Annotated in this window: 10 protein-coding genes; all 10 read right to left on the bottom strand. The window is 40.8% G+C overall.

Annotated features, from left to right (window positions below):
- Positions 1-3: 3 nt before the first annotated feature.
- The gene (locus AHMF7605_RS22775) at positions 4-3,132 is read right to left on the bottom strand and encodes a SusC/RagA family TonB-linked outer membrane protein (RefSeq protein WP_106932296.1); all 3,129 of its coding nucleotides are present in this window, start codon (positions 3,130-3,132) and stop codon (positions 4-6) included.
- 272 nt (positions 3,133-3,404) lie between these two features.
- Positions 3,405-4,835: a SusD/RagB family nutrient-binding outer membrane lipoprotein gene (locus tag AHMF7605_RS22770; protein ID WP_106932295.1), complete on the bottom strand. Its 1,431-nt coding sequence runs from the start codon at positions 4,833-4,835 to the stop codon at positions 3,405-3,407.
- 10 nt (positions 4,836-4,845) lie between these two features.
- Positions 4,846-8,121 (bottom strand): SusC/RagA family TonB-linked outer membrane protein, encoded by a 3,276-nt coding sequence (locus AHMF7605_RS22765; protein WP_106932294.1) that lies wholly within the window; start codon positions 8,119-8,121, stop codon positions 4,846-4,848.
- Between the two features lie 480 nt (positions 8,122-8,601).
- Positions 8,602-9,679, bottom strand: a protein-coding gene (gene prfB, locus AHMF7605_RS22760) for a peptide chain release factor 2 (RefSeq protein WP_106932293.1) whose coding sequence is annotated in 2 segments (ribosomal slippage) — positions 8,602-9,618 and positions 9,620-9,679 — 1,077 coding nt in all. Because the reading frame shifts where the segments join, the coding sequence is not laid out codon by codon here.
- A 166-nt stretch (positions 9,680-9,845) separates the two neighbouring features.
- A complete protein-coding gene (locus AHMF7605_RS22755; RefSeq protein ID WP_106932292.1) occupies positions 9,846-10,910 on the bottom strand; it encodes a branched-chain amino acid aminotransferase in 1,065 nt (354 codons plus the stop codon).
- 200 nt (positions 10,911-11,110) lie between these two features.
- Complete coding sequence (locus tag AHMF7605_RS22750; protein ID WP_106932291.1) at positions 11,111-11,659, bottom strand: cob(I)yrinic acid a,c-diamide adenosyltransferase; 549 nt, start codon at positions 11,657-11,659, stop codon at positions 11,111-11,113.
- A gap of 206 nt (positions 11,660-11,865) precedes the next feature.
- Positions 11,866-12,840 carry a hypothetical protein gene (locus AHMF7605_RS22745; RefSeq protein WP_146153654.1) on the bottom strand — a complete coding sequence of 325 codons (975 nt, stop codon included), beginning with the start codon at positions 12,838-12,840 and terminating at the stop codon, positions 11,866-11,868.
- A gap of 494 nt (positions 12,841-13,334) precedes the next feature.
- The gene (locus tag AHMF7605_RS22740) at positions 13,335-13,889 is read right to left on the bottom strand and encodes a hypothetical protein (protein ID WP_106932289.1); all 555 of its coding nucleotides are present in this window, start codon (positions 13,887-13,889) and stop codon (positions 13,335-13,337) included.
- 48 nt (positions 13,890-13,937) lie between these two features.
- The gene (locus AHMF7605_RS30255) at positions 13,938-20,120 is read right to left on the bottom strand and encodes a DUF6443 domain-containing protein (protein WP_199200295.1); all 6,183 of its coding nucleotides are present in this window, start codon (positions 20,118-20,120) and stop codon (positions 13,938-13,940) included.
- 132 nt (positions 20,121-20,252) lie between these two features.
- Positions 20,253-20,687: a toxin-antitoxin system YwqK family antitoxin gene (locus tag AHMF7605_RS22730; RefSeq protein WP_158267596.1), complete on the bottom strand. Its 435-nt coding sequence runs from the start codon at positions 20,685-20,687 to the stop codon at positions 20,253-20,255.
- Positions 20,688-20,733: the final 46 nt, after the last annotated feature.

Here is a 20,733-nt window from a genome sequence, read left to right as displayed (position 1 = left end):
TAATTAAAATTGAATGTTTACCCCGAAGGTATAGCCTTTGGTAGAAGGGGTTACTGCGTGGTAAAAACCTTGCGCATTGGTATTTCCTAATAAGTTACCTTCCGGATCGCCGTAGCTAAAATCGGTGCTGCGCCACAGGTTACGGCCGGTTGCAGAAAAACTAACGCCTTGAAATGGAGTTTTAGCTAATAAAGCCTGAGGTAAAGAGTAACTTAAGGTAACTTCTCTTAATTTAACAAAGCTGCCATCTTCCACAAAGTTTTCATCAACAGCAGAATACCAGTTAAGGAAATAATCCTGATCACGCAAAACAGGAGTAGTGTTAGGTGAGCCATCTTCTTTCACGCCATCATAAACAATAGTCGTATTTCTTTGCTCCGTTACCTTAGCTGTACCGTAGAAAGTAGAATAGAACAAATCCATATTCATGATGTCGCCACCTTTACGGGCATCAAACAAAGCAGATAAAGAAATACCTTTGTAAGTGAAAGTATTCCGTAATCCACCCGCCCATTTTGGAGTAGAATTACCAATTGGTCCTAATTCATCCGCTAATAAAGGCAAACCATCATCGCCAATAACTAATTTTCCGTCATCGTTGCGTTTAAATCCTTGGCCCCAGATTACGCCGTAACCATAGGTTTTATCTGCTCTTATTTGTGGAGATTCAAAACCACCTAAGAAAATATTATCTACCCCTTCGGCAATAGATTTAAGACGATAGTTGTTTTTACCATAGTTTAGTTGAACATCCCAGGTAAAATCTTTAACTGCAATAGGCGTAGCTTGTACTGTTAATTCAATACCTCTGTTTTGAATTTCCCCGGCATTAATTACGCGCTCCACAAAACCACTGGAAGAACTAATTTCCTGTTGCAGAATTTGCGATTTACTCACTTTATCATAAAGAGAAACATCTACTCCTAAACGGTTTTTAAAGAATTTTAAATCAGCTCCAATTTCTTTTTCGGTTACAATTTCCGGAATTAGATTATTGTTAGTTAACAAGGTACCCGTTTGAAAAGCATTAACTCCCTGAAACGGAAAGTTAATATTACCTCTTTGACCATCGCTTGGGTTTGCTTGCTGATAAGTTTGGTTAGTTAGGTATTCACTGGCATCGTTACCAGCTTGCGCGTAAGATATTCGCAGTTTACCATAAGGGAAGTACGTGTTGTTAGCCAGGCCAAGAACTTCGGTAAATACAAAACCTAAAGATACAGATGGATAGAAGTAAGAATTATTACCGGCGGGCAACGTAGAAGACCAGTCGTTTCTGGCCGTTAAATTCAGGAATAAATAATTTTTGTAATCTACGGTAGCACTGGCATAAAGACCAATTAATCTTCTTTCCGTATCGGATTGAAAAGGTTGGGTAGATTCTACGTTAGTAATATCATAGAAGCCAGGTTGACCGAGGTTAAAACCTTGAATGGTTCTGCTGGTGTATGAACGTTGATTTACATTGTGACCAATTAAAGCATTTAAAACCCAGTCTTCACTAAAGTTTTTATTAATTGCCAAAATCAAGTCATTATTAATTTGCGTTCTCTTAATCAAAGATTCGAACATTCTACCATTCGGTACCGAAAGAGTACCTATGTTTACATGTTCCTTTTGGTTGTCGGTGTAAGTATCTAAACCTACCCGATTAGTTAATTTTAACCACGGTAAAATTTCCAGAGTTGCCTCATTAGAAGCAATAATTCTATCCACGGTATTAGGCATAGTCGAATTCTCCGTTAACCAGTAAGGGTTATTAAAGCCAGTTCCAGTTGTCCAGCTACGGTTACCAAATTGCTCAAAAGCAGCTTTGTTATCAAAACTAATCGGGGCAAAGTTTAAGCTGTATAAATAAGACCGTTTTGTATTCCCTTCCGGCATCCTATTGTTTTTAGAATTAATGTAGTTTACCGAGGTACTAACACTGAATTTTTCGCTTAACTGCGAGGAAAAGCTTGCTAAAACGCTATTGCGCTTAAAGGTGTTATTCGGTACAATCCCCTGTTGGTTTAGGTTGGAGTAGGTAACGATATAAGTTGATTTGTCGCCCCCACCACTAATAGATAGAGAGTTGTTCCAAACTTGGCCGGTTCTATAAAAATCTTTTCTCGGGTCAAAAACGCGCGGCATACCAATTGAGTCAATTACGGCCTGGCTAACCGAATCGCGGTGAGGTCCCCAACTGGTTGTTCCTTGAGAAGCGCCGTTCGGAGTTTGAGCGTAACCACCTTGGCCTAACGGCAAACCATTCCGGTACAAACCATTTAAACCTTGTAAGTATTTGTTTTGATAACCTTCGGTAATAGCATCGTCAAAAGCTACACTAGAAGATAAAGAAACTCTCGGGTATTTCCGGTCAGCAGATTTTTGTCCTTTTTTAGTAGTAATTAAGATAACCCCAAAAGCACCTCTGGAACCATATAACGCAGTAGCGGAGGCACCCTTTAATACCGTTACATTTTCAATAATATTTGGGTCAATATCAATACCCCGGTTACCGGCATACCCATTAAATAAAGCACTCTCTGTATTTTCTGAAATACCCCGGTTGGTAGAGTTATCAATCGGAATACCATCTACCACAAATAAAGGCTGGTTATTGCCCGTTAAGGAAGTATTACCTCTAATAACGATCCGCGAAGAAGAACCCGCCTGACCACCGGAGTTATTAATTTGCACTCCAGCCACTTTACCCGCCAGCGCATTTACCAGGTTAGGCTCCCGGGAATTTAAAATTTGCTGGGGAGCAACATTTTGAGCCGCATAACCAAGAGTTCTTTTTTCCCGCTCTACGCCCAAAGCCGTTACCACTACTTCTTGTAATTGTTTGGCATCCACAGGAAGAGTAACATTTAAAACAGTAGTACTACCAATAGGACGCTCTTGGGTAAGATAGCCAATAAAACTAAATACTAAGGTTTGTCCTGTTGTAGGCACTTGTAGAGAATAATTACCTTCTGTATCCGTCGATGTTCCAGTGGAAGTGCCTTTCACCAATACTGTAACGCCCGGAAGGCCCTGGCTGTTAGAACCATCGGTAACTTTACCGGTAATGGTTCTGTCTTGAGCTTTGGCCTGCAACAGAAGCATCGTAAACAGGAGAAAACTCAATAGTAAAATTTTTTTCATTTTAGTTTGATTTGATAGATAATAATACTTAGGTACAATTTACCAAAATTAGCTAGGAAATAAAAAATGATATTGCTTTTTAATTTATAATCTTAAATTTTTATTGCCTCTAATTGAAAAAACAATTAAAAATCCCTAATTAGATTAAAAATTGTTCTTCCTTAATTAAATTGGAGTAATTATTTATTAAAAGCTTATTCGTAATTCTAGTGCATAAAAAAAGGCGAATCATAGTTCGCCTTTTTTTATGCACTAGAATTAGAAATTAAAAATTACAACTTATCCCAGAAAATTCTGGCAGTTACCACGTCGCCGCCAATTGCAGATGAAGCAGCTTGGTAATTAGTAGTATTTAAGTTAGCTTCCGTAGTCGGGTACGTTAATCGAAGCGGGATTTCGGAGATGGCCGCCGCTGGTTTTACTAAATTAGGAGCATCTAATCTTCTCCATTCCGTCCAGGCCTGAGTTGGTTGGCTATACAAGGCAATCCATTTCTGAGTACCTATTTTCTGCTTCCAATCACCCGCTGCTGTAGCATAGGCAACCGCGGGCTGGGCCAAATACGATTCAGCCGCAGCAGCAGTAACGCCCCATTCTAAAATAGAAGCAGTAACGCCAGCATTATAATGTTGGGCTGCGGTTCCACTAACTGCGTATCCTCTTTCTACGGCTTCTGCTAATAAAAACTCCACTTCGGAGTAAGTTAACAGCATTCCAGGTAGGGTAGGATTTTCCAAGGCGGCACCAGGAGTAGAATTATTAGTTGCACTGTTCGGTGCGCCAGCCGTTCCTCCTTTAAAAGTAGCACTACCTGCCACTGGTTTAAAATAAATTGGAAGTCGTGGATCGTTAGTAGCAACCATTGGATCAACTAAAGTACTAGCACCGACAAAATCAGACCGGCCACTTTGCACTAAAGATTCGTACAGTTGATTACGGTTGGGTAATGCATTTAAATAAGTGATTTTGGCATTGTCGGCATTAGAGGTAAAAACATTAGGCACTGCAGCCTCTACCATTGTTTTTGACTTGCCAGGATCTACATCGGCGTAGTTCATACCCAAACGCAACTTCAGAGAATTAGCAAATTTAACCCAATTAGCGACGTTGCCACTGTAATATAAATCACCGGTACCTAAACCCGCCGCAGTGGCATCAAACATACCAATAGCTTTATCTAAGCGGGTAGCCAAATCCGCATAAATAGCGGCATCATCATCAAATTTAGGTAAAACGTTATCCGCATTTAAAGCTTCGGTGTAAGGAACATCACCAAAAGTGTTTACCAATACGGACCAGGCATAAACTTCCAGAACTTCTACAGCCGCTAATTGATTGGCTTTAACTTTCGGATCTAAAACGGCATCCGCGGTAATAATTTTTTTACCCTCGTTTAAATCACTTAATACATCCCGGTATAAAGGATCCCAGAAAAAACGGTTAATAGATCTGGTTTCAATAATAAATTGACTTTCATCCGGGTAGGTAGTGGCTGCCCAATGCTGCACATAAAACCGGAATGGGTTTATATTATAATCGGGGGTATTTACCGTATTAGCTAATACTCGTTGGGCATTACTTACTAAAGAAACGCCCGGAACAACAGTAGCTGCTTTAGGGTTTAAGTTATTGTAATCATCCAAATCTTTACACGATGTAGCGAACATCAGTGCCGGGATGCAGAATATTAATATTTTTTTCATTTCTATTTAATTAAAATCTAAATCTTAAGTTAACACCGATATTGCGAGTAGTGGGATAAGAACCGGACATATAACCTAATCCGTAGTTACCGTTACCACCAGCACCTAAATTATCTTCCGGATCGGCATACGGAACATGTTTTTTAATAATCCATAAATTTCTACCGGTTAAAGAAAGATCCACACCTTTGAAAGGTTTAATTCTGTTGATGAAAGCAGCAGGTAAAGAGTAAGTTAAAGAAGCTTCTCTTAACTTAACGAATCCAGCATCATACACGTGCATTTGGCGAGGCTGATTATAACCATAAACCCCTTCGGTATTATCAATGCGAATATCATTAGGAGTACCGTCTTCTTTCACACCCGAGAAGATAATGCCCCCACCTTCTCCTACCGGATCTCTGGATGGGTTACCTAAATCATTATTACCCGCTGTTTCTGGGTACATACCCGTACCGTAACCATAATAGGTATCTAAGTTAAACAACTGACCACCGTGCCGTACATCAATCAGGAAGTATAAAGAAACGCCTTTGTATTCTAAGGTGTTTGAAACACCACCTATCCAGGAAGCATTGGGATCCGCAATTACAGTAGTAGAAGGCGATTGCTTGTATAAGCCATAAGTAGCACTGGCTGGATTAGAATCAATTACTTTTTCACCTCTGTCGTTAAATACGAAACCTGTACCCCGAATAGTACCAAAAGGTTGACCAACACTGGCGTTAGAAGATACGCCGCCTTGGTAAGTGGATATTACCAGGTTTTCGGTACCAGGAGCTAAAGATAAAATCTTGTTGCGGTTCCGAGTCCAGTTAGCGTTTAAAGTCCAGGAGAAGTTATCGTTTTTAATAGGGTTAACAAAAGCAGTAACTTCAAAACCTTTATTTTGTACTTCACCGGAGTTTACATATTTAAAGTTAAACCCGCTGGTAGTTGATACCTGAATTGGAATAATTTGGTCTACCGTGTTTGACTTATAGTAGGTAACATCAAAACCAACGCGATTGGTTAAGAAAGACATTTCTAACCCCGCTTCAAAACTCTTCGTTCTTTCGGGTTTTAATTCTGGGTTATTCCGGGTATTAGGTAAGGAGAATAACGGAATAGAACCAAAACTACCTACCGAAGGACGAGTAGAGCTGTTAATCTCCTGGTCTTGTTTGCCATACGTATTATATACAGAATAAACCTGAGCATCATTACCTACTTCGGCGTAGTTAACGCGGGCTTTACCGTAAGATAACCATGGGGTATCTTTAAATAATTCGGAGAACACAAAGCTACCAGCCGCTGAAGGATAGTAATAAATATTATTACCTTTAGGTAGAGTAGAAGATTGGTCTCTTCTGGCAGTCAAATCTAAAAAGGCCAATTCTTTAAAACCGAAAGTAGCACTCGCAAAGTAACCATCTACCCCGTATCTCTGGTCATTTTCAAACGGTGGGTTCAGCGGGTTTACCGAGTTAGATAAAGAATAGATTCCCGGAACTACTAAACCACCATTGGTTTGCGCAAAAATAGTATTAATCTGGTGTCTGCGGAAGTTGCTACCCAATAAACCTTTAAAGGTAAAATCTTCGGTAATATTTTTATTGAAGTTAGCAATCAGGTCGTAGTTTGTTTCGCGGGCGGTACGGTTATAACGAGTATAAAAAGGAGTACCGGTACTACCTACCGCGTTTCTTTCTTCCTGTAATTCGTCGTAAGAGTCCAGGGTAACCCGACCCATTACATCAAACCAATCCGTAAATTTGTAAGTAGCTACTACGTTACCAAAATAGTGAAAACGCTCATCGTTCTCGTAGTTTTCGTAACGTACCCAGTAAGGATTATCCGAATAAATGGGCCGTAAGTCGGTAGCACTTCTGGGGTTCCAGGTTATGTTTTGCTTGTTCCGGAAATAAGCATCTTTTTGCTCTTTTAAATCAACATTGGTTTGAAACCATTGCCGGAATTGCTGCATTGGGTTCCAGGAGTCATAACCCGTACCGTAACGGCCTAAACCATCGATTTTGGTAAAATTAATGTTGGCACTGGTTACTAATTTTGGTGTTAAATTAAGTGAACCGGCAAAGTTTACCATGTTCTTGTTGATTTCGCTATTAGGTAAAATACCTTTGTCTTTGGTGTTGGTATAGCCTAATTTAAAAGTTCCGGCTTCACTACCCCCATCAATGGTAATATTATTATTAAATCCTACCGCATCTTTCAGAAAATAGCTGGGATCATTTTTAGCGGCTACCCAAGGAGTTTTTTGAGCATAAGTGGGAGATGTAGGATCTAAAGAGTTCCATTGGTATACAGCTAAATTAGGATCAAAACCAGCTCCATAAGAAGCATCCTCGGTAAATGGAACATACAATGCTCCCGGTTCGAAACCAGGTCTGTTATACTGTTGAAAGTAAGCATCTTCGTTCGGACCATAATAAGCGCCGTAACCAGCCCCATATTGATCCTGATATTTAACAAAAGTACTCTTATCCACGAAGCCCATTGTGGCACCCGTATTAAGAGTAACATTTACATTACCTTTTTTACCTTTTTTAGTAGTAATTAAAATTACCCCGTTAGAGGCACGGGAACCATAAAGAGCAGTTGCCGCAGCACCTTTTAAGATACTTACCGAAGCAATATCGTCGGGGTTAACGTCGGCCCCTACGTTACCGTAGTCATAGCCACCCCGGCCGGTATACTGATCCGATTGATTGGTGTTGGCATTACTAATTGGCACTCCGTCTACTACAAACAAAGCCTGGTTACTGTTATACAAGGATTTATTACCCCGGATAACCACGTTGGTAGAACCACCGATGTTGTTCGATTGTCTGATATTTACCCCTGATACTTTACCCGATAAAGAGTTCAAGAAGTTTGGGTTACGAGCTTTTGTAACATCATCCCCCGCAACTTGAGTGGCCGCGTACGGCAAAGAGTTACGGCTTCTTTCTACCCCTAAGGCGGTAACCACTACTTCATTTAACTGGCGGGTATCGGCCGCTAGCGAAACGTTTACGGTAGAAGCAGCGCCAATAGCTTGCTCTATAGTAGTGTAACCGATAAAACTGAATACTAAGGTACCCGTATTAGGTACATTTAAAGAATAATTACCTTCCGCATCGGTAGCAGTACCCGTAGAGGTACCCTTCACCAATACCGTTACTCCAGGTAAGCCCTGGTTCGACGCTGCGTCGAGAACCCGGCCCGAGATTTTCTTATCTTGTGCAAATGCCGTTTGCAACAGCATCATGACAAAAAGAAAATTCATCAGTAGAATTTTTTTCATTTTGTTGGTTTTAGTTTGTTTTAGTTAAAAAATATAAGAACTATGTTCAATTTTAAAGATTTTGAGCGAATTAACAAAATCTTAATATTGCCTAGTTTAGGCACTTATATACGGAAGTTTTATAATTTTGATTCTAAATACTTGAAGATTAGTTTATTATAATTTAATTAAGATTTATATAAGATTATATCTTAATTAAAAATTGTAAAATAATTTTTATAATTTAAATACAACGCAGTCATTTTCATTTTGGATTATGCAATAAAACTTAACTATATTTAACTTTATTATATATTTTTAAAAAATCAAATACTAAAGTTAAATACTTTTAAAAATATCAGCTAGATACCTGTACAAATAATAAAAGCGTACTTTAACTAAAGCACGCTTTTATTATATTATTTATAAGATAAAATTAATTATTTAGATTATTGAGATAATTGAATAGTAAAAAGAATTTGCTTATCTAAGCCACAGAGTTTAACTCTGCATTAAAAAAGCTTTAATATATTCGTCTAAATCTCCGTCTAAAACGGTTTGTACGTCGGTCCGTTCTATGCCGGTACGTAAATCTTTAATTAATTTGTACGGGTGTAAAACGTAATTCCGGATTTGGGAACCAAAATCAATGCGTTTTTTGGTACTTTCCAGTTTATCGCGCTCTTCGTTGCGTTTGTCTACTTCTATTTGGTACAAGCGGGAGCGTAACATGTTGATGGCATGTTCTTTATTCATCAGCTGCGACCGCTCTATCTGGCATTCAATGATAATACCCGAAGGTTTGTGCTTTAAGCGTACGGCAGTTTCTACTTTATTTACATTTTGCCCACCGGCCCCCCCCGACCGAAACGTATCCCATTCAATATCGGCCAGATTGATATCAATATGAATGGAGTCGTCCACTAAAGGATAAGCAAATACCGAAGCAAAAGAGGTGTGGCGGCGTCCTCCGGAATCAAAGGGAGAAATGCGCACTAAACGGTGAACCCCAATTTCTGATTTTAAATAGCCATACGCAAAGTCGCCGTTAATTTCAAGCGTAGCCGACTTAATACCAGCTCCGTCGCCGGCCTGGTAATTTAACTGTCTAACCTGGTACCGATGACTTTCCGCCCACATAATATACATCCGCATCAGCATTTCGGCCCAATCCTGGCTCTCGGTACCGCCGGCTCCCGGATTAATTTCTAAAATGGCGCTCAGTTGATCTTCTTCGTTGCTGAGCATGCGCTTAAATTCCAACTGTTCTAATAAGGCCAAGGTATCCGCGTATTCCCGGGTAATGTCTTCCTCCGAAACGTCCCCTTCTTTATAAAAGTCAAATAATACTTCCAGATCAGCTAACCGGGTAGCTACTTCCTCAAACTGATCAGTCCAGATTTTAATTGATTTTATTTCTTTTAAAATTGCTTCGGCTTTTTTAGAATCATCCCAAAAGCCGGAAGCAGTGGTTTGTTGTTCCGTTTCGGTTACCTGCGTTTTTTTCGCATCGTAGTCAAAGATACCTCCTCAAAGCCTCTACCCGGGCCTTTAAATCTTTAATTTGTTCTACCGTCATGTTTACGTTATAAGTTATAAGTAGTAGGTTTTAGGTTGTTGTTTTACTATTGAGAATTTAAGTTGTTACATTAAGAAGTAGGAAGAAAATAAAAGGTTGTAAGCCGTAAGCGGTAATTAAAACTTACCAAACTTACTACTTACAACCTATTACGTATAACCTAATTTTAAATCTGAACCATCCAATTGTGGGTATCCGGAGCTTTGCCCGTGCGGATATCATCTAAGACTTGAGCTAATTGCGGAGAATATTTCCGGGTATTAACGGGTGGTAATTCGTAATCCTGACCCTGATAACCAATGGTAACAATGTGCGAAATAACAGCGGCCGTACCGCAGCCAAATGCTTCTTGCAAAGTACCTTGCTGAATGGCTTCCATTACTTCCCCTACCGAAACTTTGCGCTCTTCTACCGTTATGCCTTGATCTTTGGCTAATTGCAGGATACTGTCGCGGGTAATACCTGCCAAAATGGAAGTACTTAAAGCCGGCGTTAGTAAAGTATCGTTAATTACGAACATCAAGTTCATGGTACCCGATTCTTCAAAATATTCGTGGGTTTTACCGTCTGTCCAGAGTAATTGATGGTAACCGGCTTCAAAAGCTTTTTTAGCCGGTAACAAAGATCCGGCGTAATTACCAGCAGCTTTCGCAAAACCAAAACCTCCTTCTACTGCCCGCACATACGTTTCTTCTACCTTAACCCGTAAAGGCGCCGAATAATAAGCATTTACCGGACAGGTAATAATGGCAAAGCGGTATTCCGTTGCGGGTCTTACTCCTAAAAACTCGCCGGTTCCGAACATAAATGGCCGGATATACAAGGCACTACCCGGAGCCGAAGGAATCCAATCGGCATCGAGGCGCAGCAATTCGGTTAAACCTTGCATAAACAGTTCTTCCGGTAAAGTAGGCATGCATAAACGCTCTGCCGAAATGTTTAGCCGGTCTAAGTTAGCTACCGGACGAAAAACGGATATTTCGCTTTGCTCATTTTTATAAGCTTTTAAGCCTTCAAAAATGGCTTGTCCGTAGTGCAAAGCCGGATTAGCCGGACTTAATTTAAAATCAGCAAAGGGAACAATAGTAGGCGTTTGCCACTCACCATTGGCATAATCAATAACCAGCATGTGGTCAGAAAAAACTGCACCAAAATCAAGATTTGCAAAATCTACGGCCGATAACCGAGATTCGGTAGTTTTTTGTATCTGGATCGTCTGCGTGTCGAGCATAGGAAAAGAAATTAAAAAATTAACTATAAAGAATCGCTTATAAAAAATATATACTCTTTTATAACGGATGCACGAAGCAAAAGTAACAAATTTTTAGAGAATATACTGGGATTACGGCAATTACCTGGGTGCAAGAAGGAATGAAGTTGTCCGGTTATGAGGAAACCTATTTTTGAGTTTACATTTTACGGTTTCTTAAACTACAACCGCGGTTGCCAGGATAGTTCCTCTACCTTTAGCTCGTGCGCCATCTGGCGGCTCAGCATAAATAAGTAATCAGAAAGGCGATTTAAGTATTTAATTATAATAGGTTCCACAAACGATTCTTCCTGCAAGGCAATGATTAAACGTTCGGCGCGTCGGCAAACGCAACGAGCAACGTGGCAAAACGATACCGCGGGGTGCCCACCAGGTAAAATAAAGGCTTTTAAGGGCGGTAAAATAGCATCTATCCCATCCATTTCAACTTCTAATCGGATTATATCTGCTTCGTGTAAGTCCGGAATGTTTTTTTTGACTTTGTCGGGGTCAGAAGCCAACAATGCCCCAATGGTAAATAGCCGATCCTGGATTTCCTGCAATAAGTTTTTCCGGAATTCATTTACCGGCTGGTCGCGTACCAATCCTATATAAGAGTTCAATTCATCCACCGTACCATAAGCTTCAATACGCAAATGTGATTTTCGTACCCGCGTGCCGCCAATTAAACTGGTTAAACCCTGGTCGCCGGTTTTGGTGTATATTTTCATGGTAAATAAGCCTCAAAATTTAATTGTTATGTAAGAAAGTGAAAATAATTTAAGACTACTTGCCTTTCACTTTGCTAAAAGCTTGCGGCGTTCTAGTAAATTACTACCGGCAAAGGTAATTGAATGCCTCTCTTCTATTTAGCTAAACAATTAAATTTTATCTGGCTAACTTATTTTATTGTTTTTAAATTAAGTTGGTTTAAAAATTATGGCTTTGATTTAGTTAAGTATTTCCCGTTGATATAGAAGCCGATTTTTGCCTGTACGGGTTTTAAGTAAGGACTCTCCCCAGCCTGGTGTAACAGGTTATACTGCATCAAAGCATAACCATTTATTTTCTTATAAAACGTATAACTCTTACCTATGCCAAGCGACAAACCATTTACCCAGCGTTGTTCTACTATTTCAGCTTGTTGCCACGAGTTCAGGCGAGGAACGGAAGTATTTAAAATATCGTAATGGAACCGGGCAAAAAAGCCTTTTGTCACCTGAAAATCGCTGAAGGCAAAATAACCAAACACTTTATCGGAACTGCTTACCCAAGGTTTCTGCTTCGTACTCACGCTCAATCGGTACTGAAAGCCTGCTCCCGCCGACAACTTATCCGTAAACAGCCAGGCAACCGAAGGCCCCAAATCAATGCGGTATCGTTCCTGTTTACTAAACTGCCACTGACTGCCCAGTACTACCCGTTCGTACCAGGGTTTATTGCGGAGCGGATTCAACCGGAACATTCCTTTAGGTAAATCTTTTAAGCTTTCTACCTTCTCCAGCCGGCCTTTATATTTAGTTAATTCGTTTCGCGCCTGGTCAAGAGCCGTTGACTGCTTTCCGAAGTAAGTTTCGGCCGCATCCGAAGCGGCTTGTTTTGCCAGTTCCGCTGCTGCTTTCGCATCTGGTAACTTCTTTATTACTTCTACGCCTGCTACTTTCTGCGCGAGAGGAATGTTAGGTAAGCTTGATTTAATTAAATGGAGTTGGTCGGGTAATTTTTGGGAAATAGTAATTTGGTTTAATTTTGTAATTACTTGGTCTGCTTTGGTTGGTAGTACGTCTGATGGTATTACTTGCTTTCCATTTTCAATTAAATTAGACAGCTCGGTATTCGAAATCTCATCTTTACTTAATCCTTTTACTCTACCGGTAACTACCTGCAGCAAGCTATCTACTTTGTGTTCCAATTTAGTAGATTCTTGGTTTAAATGTCTCAGGCTATCAATGACTGTTTTAAATTGTAAAGAATCTGATATGCTTGACACCTGTGAGCTATCCTGTTCTGAAAGTAAATCTTGCATAGACAGCTCAAATAAATTTGTATTTTGATTTATATTTTGCTGTTGAGCGTAACTATTTAAATGAAAAAAAAGAAATAACTTTAACGTTAAAATCAACAATACAGAATTTGTAATTAGGCTCTTTGATTTGGAAATAATTAACATGTTCATCTATGTCGGAGCAAAATCTTACCCTCATTTAAAAGTATTAAAAATTATATATTTATTTTTACTTATATACTCAACCATATAACTTACGCAAATAACATAATCTATTATAATCACCTATTTTACTATATATACATTAGCATCAGACTAGACTCTAACATTCGACTTTGATTAAATGTACTCCATTAAGCTAATCTACTTAATAGTTAACACATGAGAATTCAACAAACCATTTAATTAACTGCTCGACAACTTATTGTAATTAAATCTGAATAGTAATCAAAGTGCATTACTTGAACTGAAATTTCGTCATAGTTACCCCCATCAGTAATAAGGCTATAAATACCATTCTTTAAATTGAACTTACCTTTTTTAGAAGCTATAGAACTTTCTATTACTTGAATAGCTATTTTATCTTTCAATAAAATTTTAGTAAGCATCCGAATTTCTGCCTCTAAATATGCTTTGTATTCACTTACTTTAGCTTCATTACCTAGTATCTCTTTTTTTGAATTAGTTGTTAAACTTACGAATGTAATGCCATATTCATCTTCATTATTCCATGGCTTTACTTGAAAAATATAGCGATTCTTTAATATTCCATTTCCTCTTTTATTTAATTCATCATAATTGAAATAAATAATTTCTTGCTTATTCTTTAGATATGAAAGGTTTGTTATACTATTTGATTGAAATACTGAGCTTTTTTTAAATGCATTTGTACTTGTTAATACCTTTAGAGGCAATAAACTCATTGTTAATAGAAATATAATACTTAAATTTTTCATAGCATTAATATTATGTAAAGAAGTAGTTTTTAGATTTATAACTTATTTTTACCAAGTAATTAATTGAGAATAATCCATTTTAGGCATAGGAATACCCCTTTGTGGCTCCGCAGTCACCTTGATTTCAATGTGATAAGCAGCTTCACCTTTATTGTTGCCAGGATGTAAAAATTTGGACACAGCTCCTTTTTCTACATAACTTTCAACTGTATTTACAAAATTTCTTTGAGCATTAAACCCTCCTTGACTTTTTACACTTGCTATAGAAACATCTACAACTGTGAGGGTACTTGGATCACTTGCATGATGCGACACTGTTGTTGGCCCTAATTCATTTATTTTATCTGTCATTGCACTTTTTATTTCTTTTGGGGAATTTTTTCCAGCCATTTTATCGTAAACTTTAAGTACTTCTTTTCCTGGTCTTCCGTATGATGAAGATTTACCTTTCACTTTATTTTCGTACATAACTCTTGCTTGATGAGCGGGTGTGCGTGCAGTATTAGTTATAGTTAATTCTTCTAAACCAGCATCTTTAGCTATTTCTTTTAAGACTTTCTCTGATGAAGGAGCAACATCCGAAGCTTTTGCCTTTTTGCCATACTTAAGGTTGGGGTCATCTCCTTCTGGGTTTTGGGGTGCCATTCCATCCAGATCAATAAACCTAATCGGATTGTCAAACGCATAGTTATAAGGTGAATGCCTCCGCATCTTATCGGCTAGCGGATCCACACTATGCCATTGGCCTAGCTGTGGATCATAGAATCTAGCTCCATAATCACTCCAGTTTAATCCAAATTCCTCCTGCCTCTCTTTACCATTGTACTGGAATTTATGATCGGGCTGACCTTTACTTTCAATACCGGTTAAGTTCAGACCCCAGGGATCATAATGGTTTTCCTGTACAATCAAACCGTGCTGATGCGTTATAGTTAAATCATCGAAGTAAATATCGATATTTTCGGCCACATCATGGCTAAGTTCAATGCGTAAATAACCAGCTTTTTCGATGGGAGGGATATTTAACACTAATTCCTGGTGATTGCCGTTGGTACTCGCGGCATCATACATCGCCGCAGTACTATTTACCTGCTCGTAACCGGAGGTAATGCGGTGGTTGTTCTCGTCGAAGAGATAATAATTGAGATAAGCGTGGGGCTGCTGGTCGGAACTGCCGCCGTTTTGCAGGGTAGCAGCCGTACCGGAGGCATTATCTACTACGGTCGTTAGCACGCCGTCGCTGGTAATCGAGTAACCAGCGGCTCCGGTCAGTGCTGCTAGCAACACATTGGCGTTGAGTTGGCTTTGCCGTAAATCTAGGTATTTGGCGTAGACTTTCGCTTGTACGTGGTCGCCGGGCATCACACGCAAGCTCAAGCTAGGCCGGATGTCGGCTACACTCCGACCCCGGTTGAGCCGCACTACTTCCGGCGTGGCTCCCGTGGAGTAAGTAGTTGTATGCGTATGGTCTAAAGCCGTGGCTACTGGCACTTTAGTGTTACCAAAATCTTTAAATTTCGTTTCCTGCTCGGCCCGTTCGACCTCCATCGTAGCTAAATGTTGCTCTACCGTTGGTTCGGCAAACGACACCCGCAGATTACCCAAGTGATCTTTTAGGTGGTACTCGTACTGCCAAGTGTTAGTAGCCGGTTTATACAAAACTCGGCCTTCGCTGCTATGCGCAAACTGCAGGGTATCATTTTGGTACACGAAGCTGCCGCTGTAATCAGTTACTTTATCGGCTTTACCACTTTCTACTACTCGTTTACGCAGCTTTATTCCGGCGGCATTGTAGCTAAAATCCAGATATTTATCAGAGCCAAAATAGATGCGCTGCGGCAAGTTCAAATGATTGTAAGTAATATGCGTAATGCCTTTGTTATCGTCCTTGATAAGGTTACCGTTTGCATCATAGGCATATTCCGGAGCTGCTTCATGGTACTTACGCGCGTTTAAATCTTCAAAATCGTGCGGCGTAGCCGTCGTCTCTGTGTCGTCTACTCCTAATAGTTGGTTACCACTGGCCGCACTATAACTATATTTTAGCTTATCCAGGTCGCCGAAAGTTTTTACGCCGTCTACTTCGGCGCGTAATCCTTTGCGATTCATCGTCCGGATATTGCCATTCGCATCGTAACTGATGTTAGAAACGCTGTAATCTTCGGTGCTGGCCGAGGGAGCCAAATAAGCGGCTCCGGTTAAGCGGTTCACCGGGTCGTAGGCGTAATGGTAGCCGCGCAATTGCTTATCGGTGCTGGTTTTCCAGAAACTCTCGGCAATATTGCCGTTAAACTGCGCTTTGGCCTTCGGGTCGGAAGTGGGCTGGTTATACGTCAGTTCAAAACCGAAGACATCGTTCGTATCGTCGTTCGTAGTACCATTATCGTTACTCAAGGCGGTATTATTAATGTGCGTGAGCCAGCCCCGGATAGTATAGCGGTAGTCCACGCTTTGTAAATAATTATTGTCGCTAACAGACCGATGCAGCTTTTTGTCGATGAGTTGGCCCAATTCGTTGTATTGATTAGTTGCCAGCACAACCGGGTTGGCGCCATCCATCTGCTGGGTAGTTTGCAGCAACCGGCCCCCGTGGTCGTAAGTAAAGGAGGTAGTTACAATATGACTTTGGTTGCCTTTGGTGTGCGTTGCCAGAGTTTCCAATACTTTACCGGTAAAATCGTAACGGCTCGCCAAGCGATCAATGCCACCTACGCTGTTATCGGCCACTGTTTGAATAAGGCGGTAGTTATCGTCGTAATAGTTGGCGGTAGTGAGCCAGGTAAAGCTACCCAGTACTTTTACCCGCTGACCTGTTACTTGCTCCTTTACTCGTTCAAAGTAATCCGAAGCCCAACCATTGGCTGGACTGCCTGGCGCGGTAAAAGCGAACGTAGTATTTTGTAAGGCAGGATAGTTATAACCGTCGTAATAAGTAATGGTGAGCAGGTCGGCGTCGGTTACGTTCGTCGGGAATGAATTAGTAAGTGTGTAACCAGACGAAGCAGTGCTGTTCTGGGTTTCGAACGGAGTTAAGTCCTCAGCCGCTGCTGCTTGCATTTGGTCATGAGTACGATTATCCGTGAGCATACCCGACAGAATCGGCCGGCTGAAGGCATCGTATTTGGTGAAGCTCCACTGGTTAGTCTTACTCTGTTCGCCATCCTGGGTTAAGATGAGTTGATCGCGCCGGTTATAAACCATTCGAATTGGTTGTGCTCCCGGCACTTTCTTTAAAATCATCCGCTGGCGGGCATCGTAATCGTACTGAAAGCACCAGGTATGTATGAATTCTTTTTCCGGAGCCCAGGTAGCCGTACCACTCGGCAGCGAGCGAACGCCTTGTGGTGGCACTACGAGGCGCAGATTACCCAAATCGTCGTACACGTAGTAAGTTAACAAGTAACCCGAATCATCCTGCGGAGTAGTAGCGCTTTCCTGCACTTTTTTCAGGACTATGTGGCCTTCCTTATCCTTGTATTCGAGCGTAAGAGCATTGTGCTCATCGCGCTGCTCGGTTACATACAATTGCCGCGCTTCGTAAAAGCTTGCTGCTGTAGTGCGATCAGTCGCATACTCATACCTCCAAAGTCTTACTTCATTAGCAGTATTCGTGCGCTCAGTAATCTTAACGGTTTTGCCGGCTTCGCTACCAGCCATGGGTTGCCAAGCCGCCCCGGCAGCTCCTTTTTCTATTACACGATTTAAAGGCGAAGCTTCCAAAACGTTTAGAGCGTAAGGAGCAGTATCCGCCGCGTGTTTATCCGCGTTGGCGGCAGCATTTTGATAAAATAAGTACTGCTGACTGGCAGAATAATCAGGTAGTAAGGCATCGGTTTTAAAATAGCCATTATCACCACTTGTATATGGCAAGTAAGTGGTAGTCTGACGACCAAAAGCGTCGTAGGCAATTGGTTGCACTATATCCTTTTTCGTGGGGCTTCCTTGGGTAACAACCGTTTGTAATTCCCGGCCCAATCCGTCGAAATAAACAATACTTTGGGAACGTTGCTCTATCGAAAGGTTTTCTACTTGGGCTTCGCTGGTGATGCCTTCCGTTAAGATTGTATTGCTGACTACATAATTATAATTGTTAGGTTCCAGGGCAATAGTGGCCTCGCTGGAGCAACCCCCATCGTTCGTTACTATTACCGAATAATTTCCTGCCGCAGTTACCGTAATGCTAGGAGTCGTGGCTCCCGTACTCCAGCGGTAAGATTTACCCGTACTAGCGGTTAAAACTTTTTTATCGCTCTGATAGATATTATCAGGGTTGGTATAGGTTATTGAAGCTATTGGTTTTGGGTTTACGGTAACAACTATTTCATCCGTGGCCGAACAGCCATACGCATTAGTAACGGTTACCCGGTAAACAGTAGTCTCTGTTGGAGAAGCCATTGGATTCGCAATATTAGGATCTGATAACCCAGCTGCAGGGTACCAGTTATAAGTTATTCCCCCGGTAGCTGTTAGTACAGTAGAATTATCAATACAAATTGCTTTATCGGCTCCAGCATCTGCTACTACTGCCGGGTTTACTGTTACTACTACCTGATCCGTGGCAGAGCAACCATTAATGGTAGTAGTAAGCGTATATGTATGACTAACCGGTTCAGACGTTGTATTCGTTAAATTTACGGTTGGATTGGCTACATTAGCGCTCGACAAGCCAGTGGCCGGACTCCACTTATACGTATAACCCTCCGCGGGCGCTACTCCTATGCTGGTTGTACCTCCCGAGCAGATAACTTTTGCCACTCCAGCGTTTGCCAGCGGTTTCGTTACGGTAACCATTTTAGTAGCTGATTGAGAAGGCCCACAACCAAAAGCTGTTACGGTAATGGTAGCAGAACCAGTAAAATCAGTTGCCCAAGTAACAACTCCTAAATTATTAATTGTACCTGCCGTAGCTGGGGTAAGACTCCAACTATAATGAGTAGCATTAGCAGCCGAACTGTTGTAAGTATCGGTTCCGGCTCCTTGGCAACGGCTCGCAAGTCCACTTATAGCCGTTAGTGGACCTACATTTGGTTTAATAAGTATACTGATCGTATTGGTGGCCGTATTACTAGTTAAACAGGAGCCAGTGGCATTCATAGTAACGGATACATTCTGACCAATATAATTAGGCACGGTACAAGTAGCACCCGTACCAGCCGCTTGTCCGGCCACTGTCCAGGAGTAACCCGCTGCTCCCACCCCATTGCTACCCGGTGTTGCGGTAAAAGTAATACTACTACCCAAACAAGTATAATAATATCCTTCCGCCGAGGGCGTAGCGCCACTGGTAGGCGTAATACTCACGTAAGGGGTTACGCTTGCTGCTCTAGTTACAAGCAGAGTATTAGAAGTTGCCGGATTATTAGATAAACAATTTCCAGTAGCAGTTATCTCACAAGTAACTTTGTCATTACTATTAAAAGTAGATGATAATACATAGGAAGGCGCATTAGGCGTATCGCTTGTTCTGCTTATACCATTTACCCTCCACTTATAAGTATAACTCGTCCCGCCGCTAACATCGGCAATAAACGCTCCTTTACCATCGGCACAAACCGGTGTACTTGCTCTAATAGAGATACTTATTGGGGTAGCAATACTAACACTCACTTTTAATGCGTTGGAGGGACTAGAATTATAGCTTGTGACACAGGGGTAATTAGAATAAAGTACGCAGGTAATAGCATCATTGGAAGTAAAATTAGCGGAAGTAGCAACGTAAGTTTTGGCCGTTGCTCCCGAGATGGCTGTGCCATTCTTGTACCACTGATAAGTCGGGCTAGTACCTCCATTAGTAGGAGTAGCGGTAAATGTGACGGCATCTTGCCCATTGCCGCAAATAATCGTTTTATTTGCCGCTATTTTCACGGATGGTGTTACATTACTAGAGATAGAGTAAGTAGGCGAAGATACTGTACCATTATACGGATAGGTAGAGCTGTTATAATAAGCATATACATAACCACTCCCCACTGTAGTCCAACGAACCTGAATACTGGTAGAACTTTGCGATAAAATAGTGCCGTTCTGTACGCCCCAGGAACTAGCGCTGCCTCCCTGAAGTGCAAATACCTGATTAGCACCAACGCAAGGTGAACCATAAGGACTGAAAATAGTTGGGGTTTGCGCCTGTACCTGTAAGATAGCACATAGTATTAGGAGTACTACTAAGCTTACCTTTTTATCTAAAAACGTATTACTAACAAGAAAAATGGGTTTGTAAATGTGTAGCATAGAAAAGTTTAAACAATAATCATCCCTCGCAAGCTTAGGTGCTAGCCTAACCCTGCTATAAGAGCATTCCTTATTCTGTATTAATTTATATTACAGGTATATGAAAAAATAATAGATTAAATAAACAAAGTCTTATTTACTTTTTTTAGGACCTTCGTTTTCTTTCGAATCATAATAGATAATATCTCCCACTAATAGGCCATTACTGAAAGTTGCCCGGGATCTTTTCCGGCCATTTGTATAGTATTCTACTAATTCCCCCTCGATTTTACCACTACTGGCTTTGTATTGCGTACTTGGCTTTCCATTCTCGTAATAGCTCATTACTTTTCCTTCTTCACGCCCATTGACCAAGGTTGTTTCAGAAAGCAATTGCCCATTATCATACCACCGGCGGTGTTTTCCTTCCCCAAATCCCTTCCTAAACTTTCCTTCGAACTTGAGTTGCTGATTAGGATAATACTCCTTAAAAAGTCCTTCTTTTAACGCATTTGAAAAATCAAGTTGGTATAATGTTTCCCAGATAACCGGAAAATTGCGGACCTCATAGATACCATTTTCTTTCAAATTTCCCGATATAAAAAAAGTACTAACTGTATAGCGTGTTGTATCT

Origin of the sequence: Adhaeribacter arboris (genome assembly GCF_003023845.1) — a bacterium.
GTDB lineage: Bacteria > Bacteroidota > Bacteroidia > Cytophagales > Hymenobacteraceae > Adhaeribacter > Adhaeribacter arboris.
This window is presented reverse-complemented; position numbering and strand designations above follow the sequence as displayed.

Coding starts and splice junctions, on each gene's coding strand:
- AHMF7605_RS22775 (WP_106932296.1), bottom strand. CDS start 3,132: ATGAAAAAAATTTTACTATTGAGTTTTCTCCTGTTTACGATGCTTCTG.
- AHMF7605_RS22770 (WP_106932295.1), bottom strand. CDS start 4,835: ATGAAAAAAATATTAATATTCTGCATCCCGGCACTGATGTTCGCTACA.
- AHMF7605_RS22765 (WP_106932294.1), bottom strand. CDS start 8,121: ATGAAAAAAATTCTACTGATGAATTTTCTTTTTGTCATGATGCTGTTG.
- AHMF7605_RS22755 (WP_106932292.1), bottom strand. CDS start 10,910: ATGCTCGACACGCAGACGATCCAGATACAAAAAACTACCGAATCTCGG.
- AHMF7605_RS22750 (WP_106932291.1), bottom strand. CDS start 11,659: ATGAAAATATACACCAAAACCGGCGACCAGGGTTTAACCAGTTTAATT.
- AHMF7605_RS22740 (WP_106932289.1), bottom strand. CDS start 13,889: ATGAAAAATTTAAGTATTATATTTCTATTAACAATGAGTTTATTGCCT.
- AHMF7605_RS30255 (WP_199200295.1), bottom strand. CDS start 20,120: ATGCTACACATTTACAAACCCATTTTTCTTGTTAGTAATACGTTTTTA.